The organism is Burkholderia sp. SRS-25, from assembly GCF_004343765.1.
GTDB classification, from domain to species: Bacteria; Pseudomonadota; Gammaproteobacteria; order Burkholderiales; family Burkholderiaceae; genus Burkholderia; species Burkholderia contaminans.
On sequence record NZ_PTXM01000022.1, the window covers coordinates 118893 to 143118 of the forward strand.

The window sequence follows — 24226 nt, forward strand, 5'->3', positions numbered from 1 at the left end:
CGAGAACAGAAAAATCATGACCGCTGCGGGCGTCCTTCAACCCAAACCTACTGATGTGTTCGTGTCTCCGATCATGAAGATCACGGAGGCCGACGTACAGGCCGGCATCGATTCATTCGACAAGTGGCTGATCAAGGTCAGCGGCGGCGTCGTCAACGTCGGCCGGCTGAAGACAGTCGCGGAGAACGTGCCGGTCCTGGCCAACATCTTTGCGGCAGTCGATGCGGTGCTCGATATCAAGGCGATGATCGAGCATGGCGACAAACCGATCGACATGTTCGACTGGGTCAACCTCGGTCTCGACCTGATCGGGGTCGTGCCGCTGCCGCCGGCTACGGCCGAGCTTCGGCTTGGCGCGCGCCCGGTGCTGAAGCTGATTCGACAGAAGGTCGTCGAGAGCGGCAAGGCAGCAGGGGAGGCTGCCATGCTGGCGCTGCGCGATTCGATCATCTCGGCGATGGTGGCGAACGTGCAGGAGCGTTACGCGGGCGAGATCGAGAAATTCCTGAAGGTGATACGTGACGGGCTGAAGGAACTGCTCGACCACTGCGCCAAATTCATCGGCGATCTGATGAAGGCGATCGCCGACGTGTTCGCACACGCGGCGGGGAAGAAGTACGAAGTCGGGCACAACGTGAAGTCGGCCGGGTCGCATCTGAAGGGTGTCGGGGCGGCTATCGTCGCGTATGACGGCAGGAAGGTCCTCGACAATATCGGTGGATTCTTCTCGGACATTCGGAAGGTCGAGGGGAAGGTCGTTATCAACACGGTGACCTCGGCTGCTGATTTGATCGACTCGAATTCGACGAAGAAGCTGCAGCTCTTCGCTGACGATATCTACAAGCGGATTCCGACGGTCCAGAAGTGCATTCGCGAGCTCGATGGGAACGATGCGGGCAAGATCGGGTGGATCATCACGATCGGTGAAGACGGCATGCGGAGCTGGCGCAAGCGCAATCCGAAGCCGCACGCCACGGGGGTTCAGGAACACAAGACGACGAAGGTCGAGGAAAAGCGGGCGGAGCATCGCGTCGAAGCGCTTCAACAGACCACTGAAGCGCATCATCCGGGGCCGAACTGTTGCCTGACACGTACCCCGGTGAAGACGCCGCCTGTCGCCACCCCGCGTTCAATCGGATTCGCGCTCGGCGACGAGCAGATCAATCACGAGGATTTCACGATCGACGGGCCGTTGCCTATTGTCTGGCTGCGCACCTATCGATCGTTCTTCGACGCGAACGACGAGCACGGCGAATTGGGCGCACGCTGGATTACGCCCTATACGACTCGTTTCGATATTGCCGCAGAAAAACTCGTCTATCACGATGCCACCGGACGAAGTATCGAGTACCCGTTGCTCGGCGTCGGAAGTGCGCACGATGATCTTTCCGAGGGGCAAACGTTACTGCGGCTGGACGAGCAGTGGTTGACGGTGACGCAAGACCATACGCTGCTTGAAGCGTACGAGCGGCAAGGCAACGTGTTCCGTCTCGCATTCGTCAAGGACCGCGCCGGCAATCAGTTGACGCTCGACTACGACGCCGAAGGACGATTGCATCGCCTGATTGCATCGCACGCACAGGTTGCGTTCCGACACGACGCACGGGGGCGGATCGTTGGCGTCACGCATCATGACGCACAAGGCGAATACGTCGGCACGCTTGCGAACTACGAGTACGACGACCAGAACGACCTGATCGGGGCGACGGACCGCTACGGTAATCGCCGCGAATACCGTTATCGACACCACCTCGTGACGCGATATACCGATCGTACCGGCCGAGGTGTGAATCTCGAGTGGAACGGCGATGGGCCGAAGGCAAAGTGCTTCCGCGAATACGCCGATGACGGCAGCGATGAGGTGCGTCTCGCGTGGCATCCGGATTTCCGGATGGTCAGCGTGACCGACGCGCTCGGCAATGTCACGCACCACTACTACGACAGCAAGGGCTATTCGTTCCGTGTGATTCATCCGGACGGTAGCGAAGAGTGGATGTACCGGGACGCGAACGACAAACTCGTTCAGTACATCCATCGTGACGGTACCGTCGAGCACATGGAATACGATGTGCGCGGCAACTTCGTACGCCATCAACGTACTGACGGCAGCGTGGTCGAGATGGCGTATGACCAGAAGGACCAGCTCGTCCGCGTGACCGATCCGCTTGGGCACCCGTGGCTGCGGGAATATGACGATGCGGGGAACATGGTTGCGGAGGTCGACCCGCTCGGCCACAAGACCGAGTATGCGTACGACGGGCGAGGGCTGCTTACCCGGATCAAGGATGCGAAGGGTGGCGCGAAAACCCTGAAGTACGACGACGTCGGCCACTTGACCAGCTATACCGATTGTTCGGGCAAGACGTCGCAGTGGGCGTATGACGCCCACGGGCGCCTGTCGGAAGCGAAGGACGCAGCGGGCGGAGTGACCGCGTACCGTTACGGTGCGAATGGCCAGTTGGTCGAAGTCGTGTCACCCGCGGGGCGCGAGCAACTGAGCTACGACGCGGAAGGGCGTCTGCTGACCCATATCGATCCGCTGAACCGCAACACGCGTTACGGCTACGACGCGAGCGGGCGCATCAATATCCGCACCGATGCATTGGGGCAATCGCTGTCGTATCGCTATGACCGGCTCGGGCGGGTCGTTGCGCTGACCGACCAAAATCGTGCGAATTACACGTTCCGCTATGACGCGACAGGCCGATTGATCGAGGAGATCGATTTCGACGGGAAGGCCACGCGCTATTCGTATGACGAGGCGAGCAGCCGTCTCGAGTCGGTCGACGAGGCGGGACAAGTCATGACGATGTCCCACGATCGCGGTGGACGGCTTGATGGCCGTTCGGTCGGCGAAGAGGCGGAGCGTTTCGCCTACGATCCGTTGGGACGATTGATCGAGGCCAGCAATCGATATAGCCGCGTTCAACGGTTCTTTGACCCCGTCGGCAATCTGGTGCGCGAGCATCACGCTTACGACCTGTTCGGCGCGAGCCGGAGCTTCGTGTGGCATCACCAGTACGACGAAATCGGTAACCGAATCAGAACGGTCAGGCCGGACGGCCATGCTGTCGACTGGCTCACGTATGGCTCGGGACACGTCCACGGGCTGATGCTGGACGGCAAGGAACTCGTTCAGATCGAGCGGGACGATCTGCATCGCGAGACATTGCGTACCCTGCCGAGCAAGATCGATCAACGCACGGCATACGATCGCGCAGGGCGGTTGGCGCAGCGTACGGTACAGCGTGCGAATGCACCCGCGCCGCTGGCAGAGCGCCGGTATCGTTACGACGCGGCGGGCCAACTCGTGCAGATTGAAGACAATCGCAGAGGATTGACGGACTATCGTTACGATCCGGTCGGGCGGTTGCTGGAGTCGATCGGACCGGCGGGCACGGAACGATTCGCGTTCGATCCGGCCAGCAATATCATCGACCCGGCACGTGTTGAAGCACCTCGCACGGAGAGCCGGCCGAGTCCGGTGCGTGCTGCGGAGAGTACGTTGCCTGCGGAAGTGCCCAAGGTGCTGGGCAACTTGCTGAAGCAATATGCGGGGGAACATTTCGCGTACGACGCGCGAGGCAATCTCGTTCACCGCAGATCGCCGGCGGGTGAGCAGCGTTACGAGTGGAACGCGTTCAACCGGCTGACTGCGGCGACAGTTGACGAGGTCGCTCGCAGGAGCGAGTCGCGGTACTACTACGATGCACTGGGCCGTCGCATCGCGAAAGAGGTGAACGGCGAGCGCACGGTGTTCGGGTGGGATGGGGATACGCTGGCGTATGAGAGTGCGGAGCAGGGCAGCACGCATTACGTTTATGAAGCGGGCTCGTTCGTGCCGATGGTGCAGTACGCGAGTGCACGGGTAGATGGGTTCGAGACGCCGTCACGCAGTGCGACCGATCGCTATGTACCGGAGGACGATCCGCTGCAACGGTTGCCGGAACGGGTTGGTGAGGCGCACGCGTTCTATTACCACTGCGACCAGATCGGCACACCGCAGCTGCTGACGGATGACGAAGGCGACGTGGTGTGGGAGGCGTCGTACAAGGCGTGGGGTGAAGCGCGGGAGGTGATTGCGCGGGCGTCGAAGGCGGCGGGGATCGTGCCGAGGAATCCGTTGCGGTTTCAGGGGCAGCAGGTTGATGATGAGACGGGGCTGCACTATAACCGGCATCGGTACTATGATCCGATTAGCGGACGGTTCGTATCGAAAGACCCCATCGGGCTGGCGGGCGGGATCAACGTCTATCAATACGCAAGCAACCCCGTACAATGGGTCGATCCATTCGGATTAGCTCCAAAGCCGCGGTCTCCCGTTGCTCGCGCCGATGGCGCAGGTGCAACTCCGGCAGAACTTGCAGCAAGCGTTGGTGGACCGACTGCCGGATCGCGGGTTGGCATCTCTGATTGTCGGCAAGCGCTAATTGAGGAAGCCAACAAGAATGCGAATGGATTGTACCGCTGCTGGAGGTGCGGCCATACGTCAACGAATCCTGCCGACATGCACGTTGGTCACAAGAATGTGCCTGTTTCCAAGGGCGGAAATTTATCACCGGAGAATACAGCCCTTGAAGGTGCAGCTTGCAATCTCAGTGCTGGTAATCGAGGCGCGCCATCGCTGGGAATGTCGTGTGCCGAAAGAGGTAGTTGTGGAGCGCCCTATGGGCGATAAATGAATATGGATCTGATAGAAATATTTGCAGGACTGGCCTCGAACGGTGAAGTAGTTCGCGAAGAGCTGCCTGCTCGCAAACTCGATGAGAACATCTACGAACTTCTCGCGTCGCCTGGTTTGGCATTGCACGTTGCAAAAGGCGACATTATCAAGATTGCCTCGCCTTTGGTGCCGGTAGAGATAGTTCGCCGGGGGGGGAACGTGTGCGTGCAGATATTCGCTGAAAGCGATTTGTCTAGTGACGAGCGCAGGAAAATCGACGAAGCTTTCCATTCGGCGCTACTAGGAAGCGTCGACGGCGAGACCGCTAAAAATATGTGTTTTTCAGTGCCTGTTCGTGTTGGATTTCCAGCGATTGAACGCTTCTTTAACGAGGTGTCGGATCGGTGCAAACATGTCAGTTGGTATTTCGGAAACGTCTATGCCGACGACGGGATCACACCGCTGAACTGGTGGGTGCCGGACGATAAAAGGGAAGCGTGAAGGAGGCGAACGGGGGCTGCACTCTGCGCGGGCGGATTACTACTGTTTCGGCTACGGAGCGATTGGTGACGCCGGAGAGCCTGTTGTAGTTCTTTGGTCGCATTAGACCGGCCGAACGCCGGCGATTGACGACAGCTTTGCAGCCTTCGTGACGACACCTGGCCTTCCTGGATGGCAACGAGGCGCCACGCGAGCGGGCCTTGCTGTTTCTGAACGACGCAGCTTCTGCGTGACTCGGTAAATTGGGTCTGTGGGCCTATGCTGATTGGCCTGATTCTAGCCATGAAAATACGAATGGCGCACTCGGCGGGTTAAGGTCAATCTGTGTAGTCCTTTCGTCACGGATTGGCCACAAACGAAATCGCCGCGAAGCAAGGCACGGCCAAGATCTACGAAACGATCCGATACCAATCCTGATTTCGACATTGGCGACGGTCCACTATTCCTCTCTCAACGCCGCGTTTCAGGCACATCCGGTCAGGATCGCTGACTGGGGGTACGTCCGCTGTCGGGAAGTAGACCTGACCCCATCCGGCGTCGCGTTTTTCGACGATATCGAGGATCCCGGAGCCTGTCGACGCGCCGCATTTGCGGCGGATGGAGGCGGTCTAATCGTGTTGACTATTCACTCTGCCTCGGCGGGAGGCGTAGTCATGTTTGCATCCGACAGGCGCATCGATTCCGCGCGGCATTGGCGTGCCGTGGCGCCGGACGAGTTCGCACGCTGGATTGAAGCTTTTGACTTCGTGTACTTCGGGGAGCCGATATAAGGTCGCTTCGTTACGCGCATTCGGTCCGTCCCATTACCCGTGCCACTGGCTTCGTCAAACGAGGAATCCGACCGCGAGCGACTTGACCGGCAACAACGGCTGGCGGATCTCACGGGTACTAAATTGGCATAATCACGGCTCGCTGCACGAGTGCGGTAGTAACCACGCGCGTGCGCCGTTACGTAATCGGAGGCGGAGAAGTGGGCAATTCGCCACCTCGATCCACGCCCCGACGCATTTGCCTCAGCTATAACCGCACTACCCATGTTGACTACTTCCGTGACTGAAGCATCTCTGAAACACATCCTCGAACGCCCGGGCGACTTCGCCGGTTGGCTCTACTTGCCACCCATGCCGTGGTCGCTCGATACCGAAGGCGTGTTCGCCGAAGACGCCGAGGATGCGGAGGACGACGCTGTACCTGCCGTCGCGAATCAACCCGGCTGGCAGATCACCTTGGACAGCGCGACGATCGAGGACATCGTGATCAACGCGCACGACCAGATCGACGAACCGAGCGCGGCGCAGTTATTCGACGCGTTCGTATTCTATGTCGACAACGACGCGTTCATCCTGTTCTGACGTCACGCCGCGAGCACGTCGCAAACAAAAAAGGACCGCCAAGCGGTCCTTTTTTCATGAAGCATCAGCGCCGGAGCGAAGCCCACCCCTCAAGGCAACGAAATCGTCAAATTAGCCGACTCCGGCCCGACCTTGATGACTTGGGAGTAGGGCGCTAGCGCCTGCAGCGTCTTGTCCTTCAGATACGTGTTGAGCCCGAGATACCCAAGCAGCGCAACCAGCGCAAAAACCGCCCCGATCGCCCAAACCGGCACCTCACGCTTGAGTCGATGCGCGATCTGATCCGGCAACGGCCAATGCGGCGCAAACGGCGCCCGCTTGCCCTTCATATGCGCAATCTCGTCGCCCAGCCGCGCAGTGAGGTAAGCCAGCTTCTCCGGCCCCTCGAGCAGATACTTCCCCTGGAACCCGAGCAGCAGGCACATATGAAACACCTCGAGCGACTGCAGCCGCGCCGCACCCTGCGCGCGACAATCCTCGAGATACTGGAAGAACTTCTCGCCCGCGAGCTGCTCGCCGAACAGCACGAGCTGCAGCGGCCGGCGTTCCCACTCCGTGCGGATCTTGAACTGCGACGACAGTACCATCTCGTCGATCGCCGCGCAGAACGCGAATTTCGCGCCGTACACGTCTTCAGCGGCGATATTCAGCTTCTTCGCGCCGCGCTCGAAATCCGACAGGAATTCCTGGATCCGCGTGCTGAACTCGCCCGCGCTCTCCGGCTCCCGCCCGTTCTTGAGCAGGAACAGCATGAAGAACCCGTCGTACAGCAGGTCGAGCAGCGAGCGGGCCTGGAACGAGGCGTCCGTCGACGCCGGGGTGTGCAGCGGTGCCGGCGCGTTGCCGCCGAACAGGGAAGGCGCGTAGCTCATGATGTGACCGCGATCAGTTCGAATTTCAGGTCATTGATGCCAGTCGGCGCGTAGATCATCGCGGACTGGGCCTGCAGCATGCGCTCGTACAGCGGGCTACGCGAATCGAGCGCGAAGTAGCACGCGCCGGGGCGCACCGGAATCGCGGGCGGCACCTGCGGCGTGTACGAGAGCCGCACGCCGGGCATGGCCGACAGCACGAGCTTGTCGACGTCGTCGGGCGCGCCGACCTTGAAACGGGCCGGCACTGCATCGACGAGCTCGACGCTCGGCATGTCCGCGGACACCGCCAGGTAGAACTCGGTCTTGTCGTCGATCTTGCCCGAATCGAGGCGGCCGAGGTGGAACGACGGGCGCACCTCGTCGAGCGTGATCGCGAAGTAGCGCGTCGAGATCACGGTGTCGAGCAGCTCGCGCAGCATCAGGTCGAGACGCGCAAAGCTCGGGCCCGGATCATCGTGGCGGTACACCGGCAGGTCGGCGAGCGTGTAGCCCTTCGAGAACGTCATCAGCTGGCCCGCGAGGCGCAGCAGTTCCTGGAACAGCCGCTCGGGGTGCAGCGCCGAATGCTGGTGCAGGTGCGCGAGCGTCGCGAACGCGGCGTTCGCGGTGTGCAGCAGCCAGAACGACGCGATGTCGCCCGAGCGGAATTCGATGATGTTCTTCGACGGCTCACGGTGGAAGCCATACAGCGCGTTCACCTTCGCCTGCAGCGCGTCGACGAGCTGGCGCAGCCGCTGGTGGAGGATCGGCGACGCGTCGATCGCGAGGCACGGCGGCACGAAGCTGTCGTCGATCTCGAAACCGGACGTCGCGGTGCGGCGCACGCGCACGAGCGGAACGGACAGCAGCTGGTCGCGCGGTTCGCTGTGCGCGATCAGCTTGACCTGCGTCTTCAGGAACGTGATGTCGGCTTCGGCGGCGTCGGTGAAGTTGTCACCGACGCTCGTCTGCTCGCTGACGAAGCGCGTCATGAAGCCGGCGGCCGGATCGTCGCTGTAGTTGGTGCCGTTCTCGCGCAGCGGGTGCAGCGCGAGATAGAACACGAATTCGTTGATGCCGTCAGGCAGCGTGTCCAGCGCGATCGGCGGCGGCAGGTCGTCGGCCTGCGGCGCGGCATACAGCGCGCCGTCCGGGAACACGAGCGCCAGCTCGGCCACCCGCAGCACGTTGCTGCCGAGCGCGTCGCGGTCGATGCGCACCGAGCGCACGCCCCAGTTGTACGGCTGGATCGCCTGGATCGATTCGAACAGGCGCGCTTCGTGGTACGCGTCCTGCCGCTGAAAGTGTTGAGGCCGGAGGAACAGCCCTTCCCCCCACAGCACCTTGGCCGAATAACTCATGTCAAATCCGGTTAATGTCGCGTTGCGATGTAATCGATTTGTTCGTGCCCGAATTAAATCGGCAATTGTTAACTCTTGTTAATTGACATTCGTGCGTCATTGTTTAACCGCAGGAGACCGAAGAAAGCAAATTCAGCGGTTGTGAAGGCGCACCCTGTTGCGGTGCGATGACAGTGCCGTCGGTGACCGTCATCGCGCAATTATGCAGGCCGATGATTATGCCGGATTTCTCCGACTTCACCGGGTCGAACGTCAGTTTCCATCGTTGCAGTGCGGGATCGCGGAACAGCGCGACGATGCCGAATGCCTGCGCCTCGCGCGAAACCTTCTCGGTCGCCGTATAGCGCTGGCCCGGAATCAGCGTGATTTCACGCACGTTCAGCAGATCCGCGCCCAATGCGGCCTTTTCCTTGGTCGGATCCGTGAATGCGTCGAACGGCGCCTGCTGGAACGACGTCGGGTCCTTCAGCGTATAGAGCCGCACGACGAGCGCGAGCGGCTTGTTGTCGGTCGCGGCATTCAGGTTCGGCGCCGCGGCGAGCGTGATGCCGAGGTTGCGCGGGGGTTTCTGCGCGTCGGGCAGCTCGGGCTTGCCGATGCCGGCCGCGGACATCACGGCGCTGGCGGCGGAGCCGAGCAGCGGGGCGGCCGCGCATCCGGCCAGAAGGGCGCAGGCAACCAGTGGCAGCGCGTAGCGAATCATTAGCGATCTCATCGTATATCCGGCGGGCTGCCTTTTATCCCTGTCAAATCTGCCGGGTATTTCCGCGTTCGCTGCGTATCCCCGACATTGCACCGTTCAACTATTAAGCACGCCCGCGTCATGGCAGGCGCCCGGAAATTTTTTCCGCCATCCGGGCGGCACGTCGCCAAACCAGTAAAACTTGCCCATTCCGGCCGCCGGAAAAATCGCTGCGAGCCCGCTGCGAGAGGCCATTGGAGGGGGTAGCGCCCGGTTTTAAAAGGAATTACTCTTCACACGACGATTGAATTATGAAAAATTGATCGGTACTATACCCGCGCGCTTCTTGCAAAGCAAAAGAACCAGATTCTCAACGATTTAAAACTCACGCGCCGGTGGATATAACGATGAAAGACCGTCTCTTCGCAAAACTGTCTGGGGTAGTGGTGGCTTGCGGCGTGATCGCCGGTTGTGCGAGCCAGCCTCCCGCACCGCCGACCGCCGAAGTGTTCAACAAGTCGCTGGCGGATGCGGACGCAGTTGCGAAGGCAGGGGACCAGGACAAGGCCCTCGGCCTGTATCAGCAACTCGCGAAGTCGGATCCGACGCGCGAAGAGCCGTGGTCGCGCATCGCGCAAATCCAGTTCGCCCAGAACCACTACGGTCAGGCAATCGTTGCCGCGCAGGAAGCGCTGCAGCGCGACGCGACCGACCGTCAGGCGAAGAGCGTGCTGGCCGTGGCCGGCCTGCGGATCGCGACGCAGTCGCTCGGCGAGCTGCGCCAGGATTCGTCGCTCGCGGGTGACGCGAAGTCGGATGCGCAGGCGCTCGCGAAGCAGCTGCGCGATACGCTGGGCGAATCGGCGCTGTTCCCGCCGGAAACGAAGGTCGTGAAGCCGCGCCCGCCGCGCCGTGCCGTTCATCGTGCGAAGAACGGCGCTGCACCGGCGGCCGAAGCAGCGGCGACCAGCACGCCGACGCCGCCCGCCACGCAGCAGAAGGGCGGCGCGGACCCGTTCGGCGCACTGCGCAACTGACCGCAAAACTGACGCGATAACCACAACTAACCTGGGAGCCGTCGAGATGGCCAAGAAAGAAAGCATTCAGAAAAGCTTGCAGAAAATACGGCCGCCGCGCGTCCAATTGACCTACGAGGTCGAGAAGGGCGATGCGATCGAGGTGAAGGAACTGCCGTTCGTCGTCGGGGTCGTCGGCGATCTGGCGGGCCAGTCCGAAATCGAGCAGCCGAAGCTGCGCGACCGTAAATTCGTCAACATCGATCGCGACAATTTCGACGACGTGATGAAGGCGATCGAGCCGCGTGCCGCGTTCCAGGTGGAAAACCGCCTGAGCCCGGAAGGCGGCAAGTTCGCGGTCGACCTGAAGTTCCGTTCGCTGTCGGATTTCAGCCCGGACGAAGTCGTCGAACAGGTCGAGCCGCTGCGCCGCCTGCTCGAGGCGCGCTCGAAGCTCGCCGACCTGCGCAACAAGCTCGCCGGCAACGACAAGCTCGAGGATCTGCTGTCCGAGGTGCTGAAGAACACGCAGCAGCTGCAGGAGCTCGCGAAGGGCACGGGCAGCGACAAAGACGGCGAATGACGACGGAGTGTTGAGATGAACCAGCAAACGGCTGCGGCCCAAGCGAGCGGCGCGGAATACGCCGCCGGGACTTCGCTGCTCGACGACATCGTCGAGAAGAGCAAGGTCGCGAAATCCGATTCCGAGCATGCGCGTGCGAAGGACCTGATCGGCGAACTCGTGCACCAGGTGCTCGACGGCACGGTGATCGTGTCGGACAACCTGTCGGCCACGATCGACGCGCGCGTCGCGGAACTGGACCGCCTGATTTCCACGCAGCTTTCCGCAGTGATGCACGCGCCGGAATTCCAGCGCCTCGAAAGCACGTGGCGCGGGATGGATTACCTGGTCAAGGAAAGCAACACCGGCCAGACGATCAAGATCAAGGCGCTGCACGCACCGAAACGCGACCTCGTGCGCGATTTCAAGGGCGCGAGCGAGTTCGACCAGAGCGCGCTGTTCAAGAAGGTCTACGAAGAAGAGTTTGGCACGTTCGGCGGCTCGCCGTTCGGTGCGCTGATCGGCGATTACGAGATCTCGCGCCAGCCGGAAGACATGTACTTCATCGAGCAGATGTCGCACGTTGCAGCGGCCGCGCATGCGCCGTTCATCGCATCGGCATCGCCCGAGCTGCTCGGCCTCGAGTCGTTCTCCGACCTCGGCAAGCCGCGCGACCTCGGCAAGGTGTTCGATACGGTCGAATATGCGAAGTGGAAGTCGTTCCGCGACGCCGAAGATTCGCGCTACGTCGGCCTGACGCTGCCGCGCTTCCTCGGTCGCCTGCCGTTCAATCCGAAGGACGGCCAGACCGCGGAGAACTTCAACTTCGTCGAGGACGTCGACGGCACCGACCACGACAAGTACCTGTGGTGCAACGCCGCGTGGGCGTTCGCTGCGCGCCTGACGGCCGCATTCGACGACTTCGGCTGGTGCGCGGCGATCCGCGGCGTCGAAGGCGGCGGCCTCGTCGAGGACCTGCCGACCCACACGTTCAAGACCGACGACGGTGAAGTCGCGCTGAAGTGCCCGACCGAAATCGCGATCACCGATCGCCGCGAGAAGGAGCTGAGCGACCTCGGCTTCATCCCGCTCGTCCATTGCAAGAACTCAGATTACGCCGCGTTCTTCGCTGCGCAGTCGGTGCAGAAACCCAAGAAATACAGCACCGACAGCGCGAATGCGAACGCCGTCCTGTCCGCCCAGCTTCAGTACATCTTCTCGGTATCGCGCGTCGCGCACTACCTGAAGGCGATGATGCGGGACAAGATCGGCAGCTTCGCATCGGCGCAGAACGTGGAGACTTTCCTCAACCGGTGGATTTCGCAGTACGTCCTGCTCGACGACAACGCCTCGCAGGAACAGAAAGCGCAATTTCCGCTGCGCGAGGCATCCATACAAGTGTCGGAGATTCCGGGCAAGCCGGGCTCGTATCGTTCGGTCGCGTTCCTGCGCCCGCACTTTCAGCTCGACGAACTCTCGATTTCTCTGCGACTTGTCGCTGATCTGCCCAAACCGGCAAATTCATAAGCGAGTAAATCGCCCGGGCGGGCCGCCTGGGTAGGACGTTAAAACCACCTCTTTGGGGAGTCGAAGGGCCATGTTACATATGCACTTGCAGTTTGGTAGTCCCGCGGTGAAGGGCGAATCCGCGGACAAGGACCACCAGGGCTGGATCGAGCTGAAATCGTGGGATCACTCGATCGTTCAGCCGCGTTCGGCAACCGCATCGACCGCTGGCGGTCACACGATGACGCGTTGCGAACACGGCGACATGATCTTCACGAAGGAAATCGATTCGTCGAGCCCGCTGCTGTACCAACACGCTTCGGGCGGCACCACGTTCGACGAGGTGACGGTCCATTTCTCGCGCGCTGACGGTGAAGGCAAGCGCGTGCAGTATCTGGAAGTCAAGCTCAAGTACGTGATCATCTCGAGCATCGCCCCGAGCGTACGCGAAGAAGGTCTGCCGCTCGAGACGTTCTCGCTGAAGTACGCAGCTGTGCAGTGGAAGCAAACCCAGCAGAAGATCGGCGGCAACCAGGGCGGCAACACGCAAGGCGCCTGGAGTCTGACGAAGAACGACAAGACCTACGCGGTCTAAGGTCGGTTGCGGCAACGGGGCGCACGGCGTCCCGTTGCCGTTTTCGCTGTACATACCGGCCGATGAAACGATTCGAACCCAGTTTTCTCGACAAGCTGTTCGACGACGAACCGCACCTGCCGGCCTCGGCAGCGATGCGGCAATTGTCGCTGGATGAGCTCAAGAGCACGGTCGCCCGCGACGTCGAGGCGATCCTCAATACCCGTATCGCGCACACCGAGAACGAGCTTGCCACGCTGCCGGAGTGCCAGAAGTCGGTGCTGACCTACGGGCTGAACGATTTCGCGGGGCTGAGCCTGGCGAGTCACTACGATCGCGCGTTCATCTGCAAATCGATCCAGCAGGCCATCGCGCGCCACGAGCCGCGCCTGCAGCAGGTGCAGGTGACGTTCGAGCTGAACGAGCAGGCCACCAACGCGCTTTATTTCGCGATCCAGGCGCTGCTCGTCGTGCACCCGGCCGAGGAGCCGGTGAGTTTCGACGCGATGCTGCAGCCCTCGACGCTGCAGTATTCGGTCACGCGCGCACGCGCCGCAAGAATGCAGTAAATCAAGCCGCCGAGCGGGCCGGACCGCCCGGTGGTGGATCAGGGTCCGGCAGGAAATATTGAGGTTCGGGGTCGTCGATGGAAGAATTGCTGCCGTATTACGAGCGCGAATTATCGTTTTTGCGGCGCTATTCGCGAGATTTCGCCGAACGCTATCCGAAGATCGCGGCGCGGCTCGCGCTGTCCGGCGAGCATTGCGAGGATCCGCACGTCGAGCGGATGATCGAGTCGTTCGCGCTGCTCGGCGCGCGCATCAACAAGAAGCTCGACGACGACTACCCGGAATTCACCGAAGCGCTGCTGGAAGTGCTGTATCCGCACTACCTGCGGCCGTTCCCGTCGTGCTCGATCGCGCAGTTCACGCCGGCGTCGCCCGGCCAGCAGACCGAACCGGTCGTGATCGATCGCGGCACCGAGCTGAAGAGCCGCCCGATCCGCGGCGTGCAATGCCGGTTCCGCACCGCCTATGACGTGACGCTCGCGCCGATCCGCATCTCGGAAGCCCGCTACACGCCGGTCGCGCTCGCGCCGAGCGCGACGGTGCTGCCGTCGAACGCGACGGGCGTGATCTCGATCACGTTCGAATCGCTCGCCGCGCAGCTCGATCTCGGCGCGCTGAAGCTGCCGACGCTGCGCGCGCACCTGCACGGCGAGCAGTCGTTCGTCGCCGCGTTGACCGACTGCCTGTTCGTCAACGTGCTCGGCGCGTATGTCGAGCCCGAGCGCAACGGCCGCTGGACCGCGCTGCGCAAGCTGCCGATCGCGCACGCCGGCTTCGACGAGGACGATGCGCTGATCGACTACCCGGCGAAATCGCATCCCGCGTACCGGCTGCTCACCGAATACTTCGCGTTCCCCGACAAGTTCGATTTCGTCGACTTCGACCTCGCGGCGATCGCGCGCGCGAGCGGCCGCTGCCAGCGCGCGACGCTGCATCTCGTGCTGCAGGACGTGCGCAGCGATTCGCACGTCGCGCGGCTGCTCGAACTGCTGACGGCGAGCCATTTCCGGCTGTTCTGCACGCCGATCGTCAACCTGTTCCGCCAGCACGGCGAGCCGATCCGCATCACGCACCGCGCGGTGTCCTACCCGGTGATCGCCGAGGCGCGGCGCGCGTTCGCGTACGAGGTGTATTCGATCGATTCGGTGAAGCTCGTCAGGCAGCAGGCGCACGAGGAGTCGGTGATCGAGTTCCGGCCGTTCTATTCGCTGCATCACGGCGAATCGGCGCGGATCGGCCATTACTGGTTCGCGCGCCGCAACGACTGGGTCGCGCAGAAGAGCCCCGGCTACGAAACCGAGATCTCGATCGTCGACATCGATTTCGAGCCGACGTCGCCGCAGACCGACACGCTGAGCCTCGACCTCACCTGCACGAACCGAGACCTGCCGGCGATGCTCGCGTTCGGGCTCGAAGGCGGCGACCTGTTCCAGGAAGGCGGTGCGCAGACGAGCGGCATTTCACTGCTGCGCCGCCCGACGCAGAGCGTGCGCTTCGAGCGCGGTCGCGCCGCGCACTGGCGGCTCGTGTCGCACCTCGCGCTCAATCACGTGTCGCTGGTCGCGCACGGCCTCGCGCCGCTGAAGGAAATGCTGACGCTGTACGACCTGCGGCGCACCGCCGTGTCGATGCGCCAGATCGACGGCCTCGCCGGCGTCGAGCAGCGCGGCGCCGTGCAGTGGTTGCCCGGCAAGCCGTTCGCGACCTTCGTGCGCGGCATCGAGATCCGCCTGACGATCGACGAGGAACACTTCGTGGGCGCGAGCCTGGCCTCGTTCGTGCGTGTGCTCGACAGCTTCTTCGGGCTGTACGTGCACCTCAACAGTTTCGTTCAACTAGTCGTCGTGTCGAAGCGCACCGGCGAGGAGATCATCCGATGCAAGCCCCGGACCGGCGAATCGATCCTGGCGTAGTCGACGCGCTGCTCGACGAACCGCACCGCTTCGAGTTCTTTCAGGCCGTGCGCGTGCTCGAAGGGCTGTTCGCGCGACAGGCGTCGGATGCGCCCGGCGCGTGGCGGCAGGGCGACGTGGTCGCGCAGCGCATCGAATTCCGCAACACGCTGTCGCTCGGCTTTCCGCCGAGCGAGATCGAAGGCGCGCGCTCGTTCGACGACGACGGCACCCACCTCGAGACGGGCGAGGCGCGCGGCGCCGCGCTCGCGGCCGGCGAGCTCGGCCACGTCGAGCTGACGCCCGCGTTCTTCGGGCTGCTGGGCGGGCAGGGTGCGCTGCCGCTGCATTACACCGAGCAGATCGTCGCGCGCGAGCATCTGAAGCGCGACCATGCGGCGCGCGCGTTCTTCGACGTGTTCTCGAACCGCGCGACCGCGCTGTTCTATGCCGCGTGGAAGAAGTACCGGCTGCCGTTCCACTACGAGCTCGACCGCGACGAACGCTATCTGCCGCTGCTGCTCGCGATCGCGGGCGTGCCGAGCGACGAGGTGCGCGACAGCCTGGCGGCCGGCGTGGGCGGCGTGCTCGACGAGGCCGTGGCCGGCTATGCGCTCGCCGCGCGGCACCGCCCGATGTCGGCCGCCTACCTGCAGCGCACGCTGTCCGACTATTTCCGCGTGCCGGTGAAGATCGACCAGTTCGTCGGCAAGTGGTACGACGTACCGCCCGATCAACTGAGCGTGCTCGGCGAAGTCAACGCGGTGCTCGGCGCGACGGCGCTCGTCGGCGAACGCGTGTGGCAGCGCGACATGCGCGCGCGGATCGTCGTCGGCCCGCTGTCCAAGCGCGACTACGAGGCGTTCCTGCCCGGCGGCGCGCACGCCATCGCACTGGAGCGGATGCTGACGCTGCTCGCCGGCGTCACGCTCGAATACGAAGTGAAGCTCGTGCTCAAGCGCACCGAAGTCGGCGCGAGCATGCTCGGCGCAGGCTCGCGGCTCGGCTGGGACGCATTCCTCTGCACGCGCGACGCGATAGAGGACCGCTCCGACGCCCGCTACGAACTGCACGTGATTCACTGATTCCGAACGACAACAACACGCAATCGAACCTGAGATCGACGCCATGAGCACGCCTCTGAAGACCCTGATCACGAAACTGAACCCGCTCTGCCGCCACGCGACCGAGCGTGCGGCGAGCGCGTGCCTGGCGCGCGGCCATTACGAGGTCGATCTGGAGCACCTGTTCCTCGCGTTGCTCGAGGAAGCGACGGGCGACCTGCCGCTCGCACTGCGCGCGAGCCGCGTCGATCCGCACGCGCTGCACGCCGATCTCGAACGCGAACTGACGCGCCTGAAGACGGGCAACACGCGCACGCCGGTGTTCTCCGTGCACCTGATCGCGCTGTTCGAACAGGCATGGCTGATCGCATCGCTCGACTCGCAGCTCGGCCGCATCCGTTCGGGGCACTTGCTGCTCGCGCTGTTGACCGCACCCGATCTCGCGCAGTTCGCGCAACGGATGTCGTCGCAGTTCGCGGAAATGAACGTGACGGACCTGAAGCACAAGTTCGACGAGATCATGGCCGGTTCCAGCGAAGCCGAGCCGCGCCAGGCGGACGACGCGGGGAGCGACGTCGCGCCGGCCGCCGACGGCTTCGCCCCCGCGGCCGGCCCGTCGAAGACGCCCGCGCTCGACACGTATACGACCAACCTCACGCAGCGCGCACGCGACGGCAAGATCGACCCGGTGATCGGCCGCGAAGCCGAGATCCGCCAGGCGATCGACATCCTGATGCGCCGCCGCCAGAACAACCCGATCATGACCGGCGAGGCCGGCGTCGGCAAAACGGCGGTCGTCGAGGGCCTCGCGCTGCGCATCGCGGCCGACGACGTGCCGCCGCCGCTGCGCGGCGTCGCGCTGCACGTGCTCGACATGGGGCTGCTGCAGGCCGGCGCGAGCGTGAAGGGCGAGTTCGAGAACCGCCTGAAGAGCGTGATCGACGAGGTGAAGAAGAGCGCGCATCCGATCATCCTGTTCATCGACGAGGCGCACACGATCATCGGCGCGGGCGGCCAGGCCGGCCAGAACGACGCGGCGAACCTGCTGAAGCCGGCGCTCGCGCGCGGCGAGCTGCGCACGATCGCCGCGACGACGTGGAGCGAATACAAGAAGTACTTCGAGAAGGACGCGGCGCTCGCGCGGCGCTTCCAGGTCGTGAAGGTCGAGGAGCCGAGCGAGCCGCTTGCGGCGGCGATGCTGCGCGGGATGTCCGGCCTGATGGAGAAGCACTTCAACGTGCGGATCCTCGATGACGCGATCACCGAGGCCGTACGCCTGTCGCATCGCTACATCAGCGGCCGCCAGCTGCCGGACAAGGCGATCAGCGTGCTCGACACCGCGTGCGCGAAGGTCGCGCTTGCACACAGCGCGACGCCGGCGGCGATCGACGACACGAAGAAGCGCATCGAGCGGATCGACGCGGAGATCGCGTCGCTGGAGCGCGAGGCGGCCGGCGGCGCGTCGCACGACGAGCGGCTCGGCGAGTTGCGCGGCGCGCGCGACGCGGCGCTCGAACAACTGACGAAGGACGAAGCGCGCTATGAGGCCGAGCGCGTGATCGTCGCCGAGATCACCGAACTGCGCGAAGCGCTCGACAAGGCACGCGGCCCGTCGGAAGACGGCCAGCCGGTCGACGTGCAGGCCACCCGCGACAAACTCGCCGAACGCGTCGCGGCGCTGCACGCGCTGCAGGGCGGCGAGCCGATGGTGCCGCTGCAGGTCGACGGCCACGTGGTGGCCGAGATCGTCGCCGCGTGGACGGGCATTCCGCTCGGCCGGATGGTGAAGGACGAGATCGACACCGTGCTGAACCTGCAGCCGCTGCTCGCCGCGCGCGTGATCGGCCAGGACCATGCGCTGGAGGCGATCGCGCAGCGCGTGCGCACCGCGACCGCGAGCCTCGAGGATCCGAACAAGCCGCGCGGCGTGTTCATGTTCGTCGGGCCGTCGGGCGTCGGCAAGACCGAGACGGCGCTTGCGCTGGCCGACATCCTGTACGGCGGCGAGCGCAAGATGGTCACGATCAACATGAGCGAGTACCAGGAAGCGCACAGCGTGTCGGGCCTGAAGGGCTCGCCGCCGGGCTACGTCGGCTACGGCGAAGGCGGCGTGCTGACCGAGGCCGTGCGCCGCAACCCGTATTCCGTCGTGCTGCTCGACGAGGTCGAGAAGGCGCACCCGGACGTGCTGGAGATGTTCTTCCAGGTGTTCGACAAGGGCGCGATGGACGATGCGGAAGGCCGCGAGATCGACTTCCGCAACACGCTGATCATCCTGACGTCGAACGTCGGTTCCGCCGCGGTGATGCAGGCGTGCCTGAACAAGCCGGCCGAAGAGCTGCCCGATCCGGACGCGCTCGCGGAGACGCTGCGCCCGCAGCTGTACAAGACCTTCAAGCCCGCGTTCCTCGGGCGGATGAAGGTCGTGCCGTACTACCCGATTTCCGACGACGTGCTGGCCGAGATCATCGAGCTGAAGCTCGAGCGGATCCGCCGCCGGATCGAGACGAACCACAAGGCCGCGTTCGAATGGGACGAGTCGCTCGTCGATGCGGTGCTCGCACGCTGCACCGAAGTCGATTCGGGCGCCCGCAACGTCGACCACATCCTGAACGGCACGCTGCTGCCGGAGATCGCGGGCCACGTGCTCGGCCGGATCGCCGACGGCGAGGCCATCGCGCGCATCGCGGTGCGCGCGGACGAGGCCGGCGAATTCACGTACACCGTCGAATGAGCGCGGCCGAGCAACGCAAGCATTTGATGAACTGACCGAACCATGCCGATCAATCTCCCCGAGCTGCTGACGCCGATCAGCGATGCGTCGCCCAGCGGCGACGACCTGCTGTTTTCGAACGAATTCGACGCGATCCAGGATGCGCGGCGCTACGACGATCCGACGCTCGACCAGGGCGAGTGGGTGACCGAGATCAAGGAGGCCGACTGGGGCTTCGTGGTCGACCATGCAGGCGAGCTGCTGCGCTCGCGCACGAAGGATCTGCGGCTCGCCGTGTGGCTGACCGAGGCGCTCGCGCTCGAAGACGGCATTACCGGCCTCACCGAAGGCTATGCGCTGCTCGAGGGCCTGTGCCGCGACTTCTGGGACACCGTGCACCCGCTGCCCGAGGACGACGACACCGAGCACCGGCTTGGCAACGTCGCGTGGCTGTCCGGCCGCACGGCCGAGCTGCTGCGCGCGGTGCCGATGACGGACGGCGCGTCGAACGCGTTCAGCACGCTCGACTGGGAAGTGGCGCAGCACGTTGCCCAGGCCATCAAGCGCGACCCGGAACACGCGGACGAAATCGCGCGCGGCAAGCCGTCGATCGAGCAGATCGATTCGTCGCGCCGCGTGACGTCGATCGCGTTCTACACCGCGTTGCTCGCGAACCTGAAGGCGTTCGAATTTGCGCTCGATGCATTCGAGGAGCGGCTCGTCGAGCGCGCGGGCGATTCGGCGCCGAGCTTCCGGCAGGCGCGCGACGCGTTCGAGACCGTGTACCGGCTCGCCGAGCGCTTTGCGCGCGAGCAGGGCTATACGGGCAGCGCGCCGCATACGTCGGCACCGCAGGCGCAGCCCGAGCGCATCGAGCCGGTGTTCGGCAACCCGATCCAGACGGAGGAGACTCACGTGCAGCCGCAGCCCGTTCCGCGCGCCCCGGTGACGCAGATGATCGCCGGCATCCAGAACCGTGCGCAGGCCGTCGACCAGTTGCGCGCGGTCGCCCGTTACTTCCGCCAGACCGAGCCGCACAGCCCGGTCGCGTATCTCGCGGACAAGGCCGCCGAATGGGCCGACATGCCGCTGCACAAGTGGCTCGAGAGCGTCGTGAAGGACGACGGCTCGCTGTCGCATATTCGTGAGTTGCTGGGCGTGAGGCCGGACGAGCAGTCGTGAAGACGATGTGGTGGCGGCGCGCGTGACGCGTGCCCGGACGCCGTCGTGCGGTGAGAGAAGGGCTCGTTCCTGAGAGCGCGGACCCGGGCGGGTCCGCGGCAAACAAGAAGATGAGTGACGCATGAACATGACAGAACTGGCGCAGGCGATTCGCGGTGGCCTGATTCAGCAGGATCGCCTGCTGAAGACAGACATCCCGTCGCTGCCGAACAACGCGCTGGTGCCGCGCCGGGCCGTGATCTGTTCCGAACTGGGCTGAGACTTCAGCGTGACGCTCGATCTCGTGTCCACCGCGAGCGACGTCGAGCTCAAGACGCTGATCGCGCAGCCGATGACGCTGTGGATCCAGCAGGTGGACCGGTCGTATCTCCCGATCAACGGCTACGTCCATACGGCGCGCCGGCTCGGCACGGACGGCAGCCTGTCGGGCTACCAGCTTACCTTTGCGTCGTGGATGCACTTCCTCAAATTCCGCAGCGACATGCGGTACTGGCAGGACAAGCCGGTCGACGCGATATTGGCTGACGTATTCGATACGCATCCACAGGCCAAGGGGCGCTATCAGTTTGCGTTGTCAAAGCCGCTGCCGTCGCGGTCCTACTGTCGCCAGAGCGAAACCGACTGGAACTTCGTGCATCGCCTGATGGAAGACGAAGGGCTGTTCGGGTTCTGGCGGCATGCCGAGGACGGCAGCGCGCACACGCTCGTCATCACCGACGACCTGCACGCGCTCGACGAAGTGTCGCCGAATGTCGTCCGGTTCGACCGCTCCGGAGCCGGGAGCGAAGCCACCGGATTCACGCAATGGGCCGCGTCGCGCACCTTGCAGAGTGCGCAGCACACCACGCGCACGTTCGATTACAAATCGCCGTCGACGCCCGGCAATCCGAACGGCACGATGTTGCCCACGAAGGCCGGCCAGGGCGATCTGCCGGGCCAGATGGAAATCTACGAATACACCGGTGCATACACGTACGCGGGGCAGGACCGCGGCGAACATCTGTCGAAGATCCGCCTCGAGGAATGGGAGTCGCGCGCGAAACGCTTCTTCGGCGTGGGTGGTGTGCGGGGGATCGACGCCGGGCGACGCTTCACGCTGGCCGATCATCCCGAACACGACCGCGATTCGGCGCAGGACCGGGAATTTGCGGCCTTGAAGGTGTCGCGGTACATCGAGAACAACCTGCCGATCTCGGACCACGAAGCGAACTTCCCGCACAGCCTGCAGGCGCGGCTCGCGCAGGCGAAAGCCGGTCACGGTTCGGCGGTTGCGTTTGAAGTCGGGCGCGAAGACGGTTCGGCCGGGTTCTATCTCGTCGAGGTCGAAGCGCAACGTGCGGCGGTGCCGTATCGCAGCCCGTTCGAGCACAAGAAGCCCATGATGCAGCTCGAGACGGCCGTCGTCGTCGGGCCGAAGGGCGAAGAGGTGTATACGGACGAGCTGAACCGGATCAAGGTCATGTTCGTCTGGGACCGGCAGAACGGGGGCACCGAAACCGCATCGTGCTGGATGCGTGTCGTGCAGTCGGATACCGGCGGCGGCTACGGGGCTGTCCATATTCCGCGGGTCGGCGAGGAATGATGATCGGCTACATCGGTGGGGACTGCGACCGGCCGATCGTCATGCATCGCGTCTACAACGGGGCAACCAAGCCGCAGTGGCATAGCGACGGCATCCTGTCGGGCTTCCGGTCGAAGGAGTACGCGGGGTCGGGGCACAACGAGATGGTGCTCGACGACGCGACCGGCCAGAACCGTGCACGCCTGTTCAGCAGCAGTGCGAATTCGCTATTGCATCTCGGCTACCTGATCGAGCAGAACGGCAACACGCGGGGTGCGTATCTCGGCTCGGGGTTCGACTTGCGCACCGATGCGTATGGTGCCGTGCGTGCCGGGCAGGGGCTGTACGTCACGACGCATCCGAAGCAGGCGAACAGCCAGCCGCTCGACGTGCGCGAGACGCAACAGCAGCTCGTCAATGCCGAGGGGCTGATCGAATCGTTGTCGCAGGTCAGCGAAGCGCATCAGGCGGAAAGCCTCGGCAACGGCCAAGACGCGCTGAAGACGTTCACCGACGCGACGCAGGAGAGCGTGGCGGGCGCGTCGTCGGGCGGCCGGACCGCCGGCGGCGGGACGGGGAACGCGAATGCGTTCAAGGAGCCGGTGATGCTGTTCGCGAGCCCGGCGGGGATCGGGATGGCGTCGCAGCAGTCGGTGCACGTCGCGAGCGACCAGCAGACCAATATCGTCAGCGGTCAAAGCACCTTCATCACGAGCGGCAAGTCGCTGATCGCCGGCATCCGCGACCGCATCAGCCTGTTCGCGCAGAATGCCGGAATGAAGCTGTTCGCCGCGAAGGGCAACGTCGAGGTTCAGGCGCACGCAGACAACATCGAGCTGACCGCGCAGAAGACGGTGAAGCTGGTGGCGGCGACCGAGGCCATCGATGTGGCTGCGAAGCAGGAGGTCCTGCTGACGTCGGACGGCGCCTATATCCGGATCAAGGGCGGCAACATCGAGATTCACGCGCCGGGGAAGATCGATATCAAGGGCGCGCAGCACCAGTTCAGCGGGCCGACGAGCATGCCGTATCCGCTGCCCGCGATGCCGGGCGGCACGTGCAAGCAATGCGTGCTGAACGCGCATAGCGGGCGCGAATCGATGGTCGAGGCGGATTGATGGACGAGGTCAACGACACGGGCGACGCGGTCGATCGGGACGACGCCGTCGAGCCAGGCGAAGTCGTCGACACCGCACCGAATCCGCGCGAGCCGGCGTGGCCGGCGTTCCTGGAATCACTGAAGGCTTCGCTGGCGCATGCGGACGACGACGGCAGGGCGATGCGGCTTTATGTGCTCGTCGATACGCGCGGCTATCAGGAGCTGGATGTGCAGCTCGCGATGGTGCGCGGCCTGCGCTATGCGTCGCTCTGGATCGATACCGGGCTCGATGCCTATACCGATATCGCGCCGTACCTGATCGCGTTCGAGCGCGACGCGCTCGACGACGAGCATGGCGGGCAGCATCGGCTGCTGCGTCAGCTGTGGCTCGATGCAGTCGATCTGCATGCGGTGACGTGGCTTTGGTCGACGTGGACGTTCGATGCGCTCGACGCGCATCTGCGCCGGTATGTGCAGTACAAGCTGCCCAATGGTCGCTCGTACTACCTGTTTTTCTTCGACAACCACGTATTCGAACGTATGCGGCAGGTGTGGAGCGATGAGCAGGCGCGGCAGTTCGTTGCGCCGTTCACCGAGATCCGGTATCGCGATCGGCGGCTCGACGAGGTCGTGTGGCGCAACGATGCGCCGGCGATCGAAGGCGCGGCGCCGGCAGGCGATGCACCGGGCCTGAGCGAGCAGCAGCACGCTCGGTTGATCGAGCTCGGGTATCCGGACAAGCTCGTGCTGAAGTTTCGCGAGACGATGGGGGCGTCGATCGAGCACCTGTCCGATGTGGAGCTGTATGAGCGGGTCGTCGAGCAACTGGCACGCGCGGCCAACTACGGGATCGTCGACGAGCAGCAGACGCTGTATTACGTATTGACCGGCGTGCAGGTCGCCCCCCGATTCGACGAGCATCCGGAAGTGCAGGCTTGCCTTGTGGCCGTGTCTTGCGGAGAGAAGAGCCTCGACGATGCGCTGTTGACGATCGATGACGCGACGTGGAATGCAATTCGTGAAGACTACGATCGCAGCCTTCTGGAGGAACGCAGCGGTGTGGCGTAAGTCTGCG

Annotated in this window: 16 protein-coding genes and 1 pseudogene; 14 read left to right on the forward strand and 3 right to left on the reverse strand. The window is 63.8% G+C overall.

Annotated elements, in window-relative coordinates; all coding sequences use genetic code 11:
* Nucleotides 1-16: 16 nt before the first annotated feature.
* The 3 genes from C5O79_RS29110 (at nucleotide 17) to C5O79_RS29125 (ending at nucleotide 6516) form a co-directional block, all read left to right on the forward strand.
* Entirely contained in the window at nucleotides 17-4678 is a 4662-nt protein-coding gene (locus tag C5O79_RS29110) for an RHS repeat-associated core domain-containing protein (protein ID WP_236862307.1), read from the forward strand.
* On the forward strand, nucleotides 4679-5164 hold the full coding sequence (locus C5O79_RS29115; protein WP_122473524.1) for a DUF4265 domain-containing protein: 486 nt from the start codon (nucleotides 4679-4681) through the stop codon (nucleotides 5162-5164).
* 1034 nt (nucleotides 5165-6198) lie between these two features.
* Nucleotides 6199-6516, forward strand: a complete 318-nt coding sequence (locus C5O79_RS29125; RefSeq protein WP_046544809.1) for a hypothetical protein — start codon at nucleotides 6199-6201, stop codon at nucleotides 6514-6516.
* A gap of 89 nt (nucleotides 6517-6605) precedes the next feature.
* On the opposite strand, the gene icmH is transcribed toward C5O79_RS29125, so the two are convergent.
* From icmH to tssJ, 3 genes are all read right to left on the reverse strand, one after another.
* Nucleotides 6606-7388 (reverse strand): type IVB secretion system protein IcmH/DotU, encoded by a 783-nt coding sequence (gene icmH / locus C5O79_RS29130; protein ID WP_046544810.1) that lies wholly within the window; start codon nucleotides 7386-7388, stop codon nucleotides 6606-6608.
* The gene (tssK, locus tag C5O79_RS29135; RefSeq protein WP_039352024.1) at nucleotides 7385-8731 is read right to left on the reverse strand and encodes a type VI secretion system baseplate subunit TssK; all 1347 of its coding nucleotides are present in this window, start codon (nucleotides 8729-8731) and stop codon (nucleotides 7385-7387) included. The genes icmH and tssK overlap by 4 nt, the downstream gene beginning before the upstream one ends.
* Nucleotides 8732-8834: 103 nt before the next feature.
* On the reverse strand, nucleotides 8835-9446 hold the full coding sequence (gene tssJ, locus C5O79_RS29140) for a type VI secretion system lipoprotein TssJ (RefSeq protein ID WP_039352027.1): 612 nt from the start codon (nucleotides 9444-9446) through the stop codon (nucleotides 8835-8837).
* A gap of 374 nt (nucleotides 9447-9820) precedes the next feature.
* On the opposite strand from tssJ, the gene C5O79_RS29145 reads away from it, so the two are divergent.
* From C5O79_RS29145 to C5O79_RS29195, 11 genes and pseudogenes are all read left to right on the forward strand, one after another.
* Entirely contained in the window at nucleotides 9821-10450 is a 630-nt protein-coding gene (locus tag C5O79_RS29145) for a tetratricopeptide repeat protein (RefSeq protein WP_046544811.1), read from the forward strand.
* Nucleotides 10451-10496: 46 nt separating this feature from the next.
* Nucleotides 10497-11012, forward strand: coding sequence for a type VI secretion system contractile sheath small subunit (gene tssB / locus C5O79_RS29150; RefSeq protein WP_027783377.1), 516 nt, complete (start codon nucleotides 10497-10499; stop codon nucleotides 11010-11012).
* A 15-nt stretch (nucleotides 11013-11027) separates the two neighbouring features.
* Complete coding sequence (gene tssC / locus C5O79_RS29155) at nucleotides 11028-12518, forward strand: type VI secretion system contractile sheath large subunit (RefSeq protein WP_006477094.1); 1491 nt, start codon at nucleotides 11028-11030, stop codon at nucleotides 12516-12518.
* A gap of 70 nt (nucleotides 12519-12588) precedes the next feature.
* Nucleotides 12589-13092 (forward strand): type VI secretion system tube protein Hcp, encoded by a 504-nt coding sequence (locus tag C5O79_RS29160; protein WP_006477093.1) that lies wholly within the window; start codon nucleotides 12589-12591, stop codon nucleotides 13090-13092.
* A 62-nt stretch (nucleotides 13093-13154) separates the two neighbouring features.
* Nucleotides 13155-13640: a type VI secretion system baseplate subunit TssE gene (gene tssE, locus C5O79_RS29165; protein ID WP_046544812.1), complete on the forward strand. Its 486-nt coding sequence runs from the start codon at nucleotides 13155-13157 to the stop codon at nucleotides 13638-13640.
* A 77-nt stretch (nucleotides 13641-13717) separates the two neighbouring features.
* Nucleotides 13718-15553 (forward strand): type VI secretion system baseplate subunit TssF, encoded by a 1836-nt coding sequence (tssF, locus tag C5O79_RS29170; protein WP_039352038.1) that lies wholly within the window; start codon nucleotides 13718-13720, stop codon nucleotides 15551-15553.
* Nucleotides 15517-16617, forward strand: coding sequence for a type VI secretion system baseplate subunit TssG (tssG, locus tag C5O79_RS29175; RefSeq protein WP_047851559.1), 1101 nt, complete (start codon nucleotides 15517-15519; stop codon nucleotides 16615-16617). Before tssF ends, tssG begins: the two co-directional genes overlap by 37 nt.
* A gap of 43 nt (nucleotides 16618-16660) precedes the next feature.
* Nucleotides 16661-19330 (forward strand): type VI secretion system ATPase TssH, encoded by a 2670-nt coding sequence (tssH, locus tag C5O79_RS29180; RefSeq protein ID WP_047851560.1) that lies wholly within the window; start codon nucleotides 16661-16663, stop codon nucleotides 19328-19330.
* A 42-nt stretch (nucleotides 19331-19372) separates the two neighbouring features.
* A complete protein-coding gene (tssA, locus tag C5O79_RS29185; protein ID WP_131931954.1) occupies nucleotides 19373-20491 on the forward strand; it encodes a type VI secretion system protein TssA in 1119 nt (372 codons plus the stop codon).
* A gap of 121 nt (nucleotides 20492-20612) precedes the next feature.
* A pseudogene (locus C5O79_RS29190) lies at nucleotides 20613-23170 on the forward strand (type VI secretion system Vgr family protein).
* Nucleotides 23170-24219, forward strand: a complete 1050-nt coding sequence (locus C5O79_RS29195) for a DUF4123 domain-containing protein (RefSeq protein WP_047851563.1) — start codon at nucleotides 23170-23172, stop codon at nucleotides 24217-24219. The pseudogene C5O79_RS29190 and the gene C5O79_RS29195 overlap by 1 nt, the downstream one beginning before the upstream one ends.
* Nucleotides 24220-24226: the final 7 nt, after the last annotated feature.

Excerpts from the sequence above, each read along its gene's own strand:
- C5O79_RS29110 (WP_236862307.1), top strand. The coding sequence starts at position 17 with ATGACCGCTGCGGGCGTCCTTCAACCCAAACCTACTGATGTGTTCGTG.
- C5O79_RS29115 (WP_122473524.1), top strand. The coding sequence starts at position 4,679 with ATGAATATGGATCTGATAGAAATATTTGCAGGACTGGCCTCGAACGGT.
- C5O79_RS29125 (WP_046544809.1), top strand. The coding sequence starts at position 6,199 with ATGTTGACTACTTCCGTGACTGAAGCATCTCTGAAACACATCCTCGAA.
- icmH (WP_046544810.1), bottom strand. The coding sequence starts at position 7,388 with ATGAGCTACGCGCCTTCCCTGTTCGGCGGCAACGCGCCGGCACCGCTG.
- tssK (WP_039352024.1), bottom strand. The coding sequence starts at position 8,731 with ATGAGTTATTCGGCCAAGGTGCTGTGGGGGGAAGGGCTGTTCCTCCGG.
- tssJ (WP_039352027.1), bottom strand. The coding sequence starts at position 9,446 with ATGAGATCGCTAATGATTCGCTACGCGCTGCCACTGGTTGCCTGCGCC.
- C5O79_RS29145 (WP_046544811.1), top strand. The coding sequence starts at position 9,821 with ATGAAAGACCGTCTCTTCGCAAAACTGTCTGGGGTAGTGGTGGCTTGC.
- tssB (WP_027783377.1), top strand. The coding sequence starts at position 10,497 with ATGGCCAAGAAAGAAAGCATTCAGAAAAGCTTGCAGAAAATACGGCCG.
- tssC (WP_006477094.1), top strand. The coding sequence starts at position 11,028 with ATGAACCAGCAAACGGCTGCGGCCCAAGCGAGCGGCGCGGAATACGCC.
- C5O79_RS29160 (WP_006477093.1), top strand. The coding sequence starts at position 12,589 with ATGTTACATATGCACTTGCAGTTTGGTAGTCCCGCGGTGAAGGGCGAA.
- tssE (WP_046544812.1), top strand. The coding sequence starts at position 13,155 with ATGAAACGATTCGAACCCAGTTTTCTCGACAAGCTGTTCGACGACGAA.
- tssF (WP_039352038.1), top strand. The coding sequence starts at position 13,718 with ATGGAAGAATTGCTGCCGTATTACGAGCGCGAATTATCGTTTTTGCGG.
- tssG (WP_047851559.1), top strand. The coding sequence starts at position 15,517 with ATGCAAGCCCCGGACCGGCGAATCGATCCTGGCGTAGTCGACGCGCTG.
- tssH (WP_047851560.1), top strand. The coding sequence starts at position 16,661 with ATGAGCACGCCTCTGAAGACCCTGATCACGAAACTGAACCCGCTCTGC.
- tssA (WP_131931954.1), top strand. The coding sequence starts at position 19,373 with ATGCCGATCAATCTCCCCGAGCTGCTGACGCCGATCAGCGATGCGTCG.
- C5O79_RS29195 (WP_047851563.1), top strand. The coding sequence starts at position 23,170 with ATGGACGAGGTCAACGACACGGGCGACGCGGTCGATCGGGACGACGCC.